At 39.2% G+C, this 6,000-nt stretch carries 4 protein-coding genes, 10 tRNA genes, 2 rRNA genes and 2 pseudogenes; 16 read left to right on the top strand and 2 right to left on the bottom strand.

Features of this window, described 5'->3' with window-relative positions; all coding sequences use genetic code 11:
• The 13 genes from J2Y67_RS21535 to J2Y67_RS21475 form a co-directional block, all read left to right on the top strand.
• A 23S ribosomal RNA gene (locus J2Y67_RS21535) occupies positions 1–145 on the top strand; the annotation flags it as partial.
• A 130-nt stretch (positions 146–275) separates the two neighbouring features.
• A 5S ribosomal RNA gene (gene rrf / locus J2Y67_RS21530) occupies positions 276–391 on the top strand.
• 42 nt (positions 392–433) lie between these two features.
• A tRNA-Glu gene (locus J2Y67_RS21525) sits at positions 434–508 on the top strand.
• Positions 509–511: 3 nt separating this feature from the next.
• Positions 512–587: transfer RNA gene (locus tag J2Y67_RS21520), tRNA-Val, on the top strand.
• 18 nt (positions 588–605) lie between these two features.
• Positions 606–681: transfer RNA gene (locus J2Y67_RS21515), tRNA-Thr, on the top strand.
• Positions 682–699: 18 nt separating this feature from the next.
• Positions 700–776 (top strand) — tRNA-Arg (locus tag J2Y67_RS21510).
• A gap of 6 nt (positions 777–782) precedes the next feature.
• A tRNA-Pro gene (locus J2Y67_RS21505) sits at positions 783–859 on the top strand.
• 23 nt (positions 860–882) lie between these two features.
• Positions 883–955, top strand: a tRNA-Ala gene (locus J2Y67_RS21500).
• Positions 956–973: 18 nt separating this feature from the next.
• Positions 974–1,047: transfer RNA gene (locus tag J2Y67_RS21495), tRNA-Met, on the top strand.
• Between the two features lie 154 nt (positions 1,048–1,201).
• Positions 1,202–1,275, top strand: a tRNA-Met gene (locus J2Y67_RS21490).
• Between the two features lie 76 nt (positions 1,276–1,351).
• A tRNA-Gly gene (locus tag J2Y67_RS21485) sits at positions 1,352–1,425 on the top strand.
• A 34-nt stretch (positions 1,426–1,459) separates the two neighbouring features.
• Positions 1,460–1,533: transfer RNA gene (locus tag J2Y67_RS21480), tRNA-Arg, on the top strand.
• 761 nt (positions 1,534–2,294) lie between these two features.
• Positions 2,295–2,735: a CoxG family protein gene (locus J2Y67_RS21475; protein ID WP_310177366.1), complete on the top strand. Its 441-nt coding sequence runs from the start codon at positions 2,295–2,297 to the stop codon at positions 2,733–2,735.
• Positions 2,736–3,002: 267 nt separating this feature from the next.
• Here the strand turns inward: J2Y67_RS21475 and J2Y67_RS21470 are convergent, their stop codons facing one another.
• Both J2Y67_RS21470 and J2Y67_RS21465 read right to left on the bottom strand, forming a co-directional pair.
• Positions 3,003–3,302 carry a DUF2653 family protein gene (locus J2Y67_RS21470; RefSeq protein ID WP_310177365.1) on the bottom strand — a complete coding sequence of 100 codons (300 nt, stop codon included), beginning with the start codon at positions 3,300–3,302 and terminating at the stop codon, positions 3,003–3,005.
• A gap of 10 nt (positions 3,303–3,312) precedes the next feature.
• Positions 3,313–3,729 (bottom strand): hypothetical protein, encoded by a 417-nt coding sequence (locus tag J2Y67_RS21465; RefSeq protein WP_310177364.1) that lies wholly within the window; start codon positions 3,727–3,729, stop codon positions 3,313–3,315.
• Between the two features lie 434 nt (positions 3,730–4,163).
• On the opposite strand from J2Y67_RS21465, the pseudogene J2Y67_RS28080 reads away from it, so the two are divergent.
• From J2Y67_RS28080 to J2Y67_RS21455, 3 genes and pseudogenes are all read left to right on the top strand, one after another.
• Positions 4,164–4,337 (top strand): annotated as a pseudogene (locus tag J2Y67_RS28080) (magnesium chelatase subunit ChlI family protein); the annotation flags it as partial.
• A gap of 647 nt (positions 4,338–4,984) precedes the next feature.
• Positions 4,985–5,539 (top strand): CBO0543 family protein, encoded by a 555-nt coding sequence (locus J2Y67_RS21460; RefSeq protein WP_310177362.1) that lies wholly within the window; start codon positions 4,985–4,987, stop codon positions 5,537–5,539.
• 272 nt (positions 5,540–5,811) lie between these two features.
• Positions 5,812–5,949: pseudogene (locus J2Y67_RS21455) on the top strand (RCC1-like domain-containing protein); the annotation flags it as partial.
• Positions 5,950–6,000 lie beyond the last annotated feature (51 nt).

Genomic DNA, 6,000 nt, shown 5'->3' with positions numbered 1-6,000 from the left:
TAAGCATGAAGCCCCCCTCAAGATGAGATTTCCCATAGCGTCAAGCTAGTAAGATCCCTGAAAGATGATCAGGTTGATAGGTCAGAGGTGGAAGCATGGTGACATGTGGAGCTGACTGATACTAATCGATCGAGGACTTAACCAAGTCATATTAAGCGAACTCGTTTTTACCGAAACTTCTTCTGCATTATCTAGTTTTGAGGGAATGAAAAAATAAATTTTCCTCTTGAAAAATCAAAAAAAGACATTATAATAAAATGGTGTCTGATAAATAGTCTGGTAATAATGGCGAGAAGGTCACACCCGTTCCCATACCGAACACGGAAGTTAAGCTTCTCAGCGCCGATGGTAGTTGGGGCCTTGCCCCTGTGAGAGTAGGACGTTGCCGGGCTAAGCCCCTATAGGGGTTTTTATTTTGCCTAAATTTATAGTTGGCCCGTTGGTCAAGCGGTTAAGACACCGCCCTTTCACGGCGGTAACACGGGTTCGAATCCCGTACGGGTCACCAAATGGAGGATTAGCTCAGCTGGGAGAGCATCTGCCTTACAAGCAGAGGGTCGGCGGTTCGATCCCGTCATCCTCCACCATTAATGCATTTAAGTTGTGCCGGTTTAGCTCAATTGGTAGAGCAACTGACTTGTAATCAGTAGGTTGGGGGTTCAAGTCCTCTAGCCGGCACCATCTTTTTTTTAAAACAATGCGCCCGTAGCTCAATTGGATAGAGCGTCTGACTACGGATCAGAAGGTTATGGGTTCGACTCCTTTCGGGCGCGCCATTTGAACGGGAAGTAGCTCAGCTTGGTAGAGCACTTGGTTTGGGACCAAGGGGTCGCAGGTTCGAATCCTGTCTTCCCGACCATTCAGAGTTTACATTAACAACATGGGGCCTTAGCTCAGCTGGGAGAGCGCCTGCTTTGCACGCAGGAGGTCAGCGGTTCGATCCCGCTAGGCTCCATTCATTTTTATTGAAAATGGCGGTGTAGCTCAGCTGGCTAGAGCGTACGGTTCATACCCGTAAGGTCAGCGGTTCGATCCCCTCCGCCGCTATAAAATTTATAATTATCGCAGGGTGGAGCACGTTCGAATCAGCTTCTTCGAATTATCCACAGCGCACCGATTGAGCCGCATCTTGAATCAGCTTTCTAAAATCGGGGCGGTCGTTAAGCTTGGAGCATGATTCAAACTTAATATTTTTTATTATCGCGGGGTGGAGCAGTCTGGTAGCTCGTCGGGCTCATAACCCGAAGGTCGCAGGTTCAAATCCTGCCTCCGCAATATATGGTCCGGTAGTTCAGTTGGTTAGAATGGTTCGACCCCGACCACCGGTATTGGTAAAAATAAAATATGATTTGCGGGTGTAGTTTAGTGGTAAAACCACAGCCTTCCAAGCTGTTGTTGTGGGTTCGATTCCCATCACCCGCTCCATCTTGAATCTTGATAGTGTTAGAAAGTTTATAATGGGCCTATAGCTCAGCTGGATAGAGCATACGCCTTCTAAGCGTACGGTCAGAGGTTCGAATCCTCTAAGGCGCGTAAATGTAAAAAACGATTGAATATGTACATTACTTTCATTGTTAATTCCTGGTGATGGAAAATGGCATTCAAATTTTAATAACTATAATCTTCTTTTTTTAAAATGTAAGAAAACTAAAGACCGAAAATGGTCTTTTTCTTTTTATCTACACACAGAACGTTTGTTCCTGTATAAGCATTAATAAGCACTCAAAACGTTATTTTCCTCTTCTTTACTTACTTGTATCCTTTCTATTGATTTATAGAAAAAATAACGTTTTTTATGTTTAGGAGTAGTTCCATTTCTAACTTGATGAAAACTCCTTTTATGCTCTCCCACGCCCATCAAGCATGAGTTGCCACTGCTTGAGTGATACGGCCATCTTTATTTCGATACCAGCTTCCTGTTCGGTGGCCCTCGACTTCGCCTTCCTTGAGCCACTGCTTGGAATAGGTGTGCAAAATATGAGCCGATTTTTCCCAAATCAGAAGGTGTGAAGTGCAAGCGACTTTGAACATCAGCTTCTTATCACCCGGGGCGGGTTTTGTCGGCTTTTTTGGACCATGAGAACCGTCCCAGGAAAGACCAATAATGTTATAGTTGTTATATTAATTTGATTGATTTTTAAATTAGATCAGTCTTCCGCAAACAGGCTAGATTATAGAGGATTGGAAAAGGAAAGCTTTATATAATTAGTGATGTAAGTTTATGCTTTTTATGTAATAATTATTTTGTAGAAATGTAAATTTACAATTCATACGCAGTGGAAGTGGGGATCATAATGGCAACGGGAACACATACAGTAGAAATTCCAGTAGATGTACAAGCAGTTTGGGATTATGTCAGTGACCTTGAAAAATGGGCAACGTCAGTACCAGCCTATAAAGAACATGAAATCATAAATGACAAGCAATCTATTTGGACATTTGAAGGTAGTGTGAAAAGTATTAAAAAAACAATACAAGCGCAGGTAGATATTACCGAATGGAATGAGCCTTCAAATATTAAGTTTGAACTAAAAGGTTTAACAGATAATTTTACAGGAAGCGGTCACTTTACTGCAGATGATGTTAATGGTAAAACAACAATGACTTGTACGGTGAACGTCCATGCAGGTGGATTATCGGGTGCGGTGTTAACACCAATTATTAAATGGGCTGTTCCAAAAGTAGCATCTCGTTTAACAGAATCTATCGCACGTAAAATTGTAGTATTCTCATAGTTTTCAAAGATTGAAAGTCGATTCATTTTGGAGGTACCTTCTTTGAAGTAAAGATGGTAACATTCTGAAGTGACCAATGTAATGATAAAGAGTTTTACTAGAAATTTTATAATTAGTGGAAAGGGGACTATCCAAAAAATGGGTGGCCTCTTTTTTTCTAGAGACCATGGGGACGGTTCTTTCGGCTTTTCGGGTCCAAGAAATGAATAAAATAGACCAAGAGAACCGTCCCTGTGGAACCTAAACGGCCCGAATTGGCGTCGGCATCTACCTCACCTGAATCGAAGCCATAATCCCCTCATTTTCCGTAAAATGCAAATCGACAAGCAACCGGTCGGGGTTGAAGTTATGATGGTCCCGTAAATATACCGTCACCGCATCAATCAAATCCTGCTCGCTAAGATTTCTAATCCTTCCGCGTAAGTTGGCCGTTGCTGAAAATCCAAATGATGGATTGAATATTAAGTCGGCTTCAACACTTTCCGGATTGGTGTACTCCTTGGCAGCAATAAATACACAGACACTGTCAACAAGATCTTGTTCATTAAATAACAATTCCATGGTCATTCCCTGCTTCCTAATAACGTCTTCTGAAGAAAATTCCTTTAATCACACGAATAATAATCGCAATGATCAGAATATCCACGAGCAATCCAATAAAGGAAAACCCATAGGATTGACCATAGTTATGGTAGCCGAACGGATGAAACATGCTTCCTAATAACGTCCCTGCTCCAAATGCGGCAGCGTGGCTCCAAAAGCTGCTTCCTTTCGATTTTGATGTATTATAATAAGATGATGACTTTGAGACACTGCTCGAAGGCGATTTATATCCAGAGTGATAGGCGCTGCCTGATCTTATCGTCGACGAATGACTGCCAAAAGAGGAACTATGGCTAATGGTACTATGTCCGCCGCTGAACATCTTAGCCTCCGTCATGCCCGGCGCCATAAAGGAAAACAGTAACACAAAAGCAATCAATAATTTTTTCATCTATTACTCTCCTGTTATAAGATATTGGATTATACGTACATCCATACACAATTTACGGATAATCATGATAAAAGATTCAAAAAATCTTACGAAAAAAGAACCCACCTTTCTTGTAAGCAATACCAATATTATAGTATCAAGCTTAAATACCACAAGAAAAACCACTATAATTCTATGAAGTATGCAGAAAAATTGTTAAGGATTTTACTGCTATCAACATTGTACCGTAACCTTTTCAGTTAAAAAAACGACTTAGGAAGCAATATTTTCTCATCCTTAAGACTGATTTACAAAGTATGCACACTTTACGGAATTACTTGAAAGACCATGGTGACGGTTCTCACGGCTTTTTTAGGCTAGAAGAACTTATTTTAAAGGGACTGAATCGTCGGAAGAAGTGAAACAACGGGTCATCGCCGCTAGAGAGACAGTATCAACGATGCGGTGAAGAAATTTGTAATGGAAGTGTCCGATTTGAACAACTAATTGGTGAATCTCCTTTAACTGACAGACAGCGGCAATTACTGCATAGTATCTCCATCAAGGCTGGACTAAGTAATCGTGTCCAAATGAAAATTATTCGCTTGGCCAGGACGATTACCGCTTAAAGGGGGAGAAATTCATATCGGATGAGGCTCTTACGGAAGCTTTAAGATTAAGAAAAATAAATAAGTTAAAAGAAAAGGTGCTTCATCCATCCAATAAAGGCAGGAAAGAGCAGTGAATGGAATTATCAGCGAGCAGTGGCGAGTTTATTGTGATTACTGCCAATGAAATGTACAGTTTTTACCACTGAATGACAGACTGTTTTGCCACTTCATACATTTGAATTATTCAAAAATGTTTTAGATGTTATACAAGGTTAAATAATTTCCATAAGAGCAGTCTTCAACAATCGGGCCATTATCTTGAATAAGAAGTTGCATAAAACCCACTTTTTTTTTGCAGCGCCAGGCTTCTTTAGAAGCCAAAAACGTTGATAAATCAACGATGTATAAAATCATGCATAATCGATAAAAAATGAAGCAACGCCAAACCCTTAGTATATGGGTTTGGCGTTTTTGCTTACTTCTTAAAATGAGCGATTATGTTAACTGGACGTGTATAGGATATATATAATCCTTTCTCTAATTAATATTTGATAATTCAATAGTTATAAGTATCTGTTAGATCGAAAATGCTAACATTAGTAAAAAGATATATGGGGAGCATATTTGATAAACAAAAGAATATTAAATTTAGGGAAGAATGATAAATGCACAGAAAAGATGAAGTTTTACATGATATAAAAAATATTGTTGAAAGTATTGTGAAAGATAATAAAGAATATTATAAAATTTGGAAGGAGGATGTGCTTTTTTCGTGGGAATGGTGGTATAGTTTATGTTTGTTTATTGTCCCGATTATTTTATGGTTTATATGTAGAAAAAAAGAAAGCACAGATCGTCTTTGGTATGCAGGTTTTTTTGTAATGCTAATTGCTTCGTGGCTTGATCTTGTCGGAAATAGCTATGGTTTATGGTACTATCCTTATAAGTTTTTGCCTACTGTGCCACCATTTTTTCCATGGGAAACAGTACTTTGTTTTGAAGTTATGTTTTTATTGCAATATAAACCTTATATATCTCCTTGGATAAAAGGAATTGGCTTTGGAGCCTTTAATGCATTTGTAGCTGAACCAATCCATAAATGGCTAGGAGTTTATGTTCTTGTACATTGGAAGATCATATATTCATTTCCTATTTATGTTGTAATTTATATACTTGCTCATTTGTTGAGTAGAAGAAATCATTTCGTTAAGTTGAGATAAAATAATCATTTCATAGCACTAACGTTAAATAAACCATATGTATTTACTTCCGCTTTCGGATGTTATGGTGACTAGAATTTGTGTTATGGTAACAAAAAGGTACCCAACCCCTTTTTTTGCCGATAAGAAGCTTTATGTAAAATAGGTAGACAAAGAAACATGTTATTCTTATTCCGAATCGGTCGCTTTTCTGAAATAAGAAAAGCATCTTTATTCATGAAAAGGGCCAGATAATGGAATAAACTAAAAGGACAGTTAAATATGGTTCCTTTATCACACGACTATACGTTGCTTACATTTCACCGAAAGAAGCGGTGATAAAGGTGAAACGGTGGCCTAAGGATACCATAGCGACGGGTCGTCGTCATACTGTTGGGCTTAAATCTGACGGAACGGTGATGGCTGCGGGTGAAAGGAGCAGCAAGCAGTAATTTTTGGGGATGATGATGCTGATATTGTAA

This window comes from Neobacillus niacini, assembly GCF_031456445.1.
Taxonomy (GTDB): Bacteria; Bacillota; Bacilli; order Bacillales; family Cytobacillaceae; genus Neobacillus; species Neobacillus niacini_I.
This window is presented reverse-complemented; position numbering and strand designations above follow the sequence as displayed.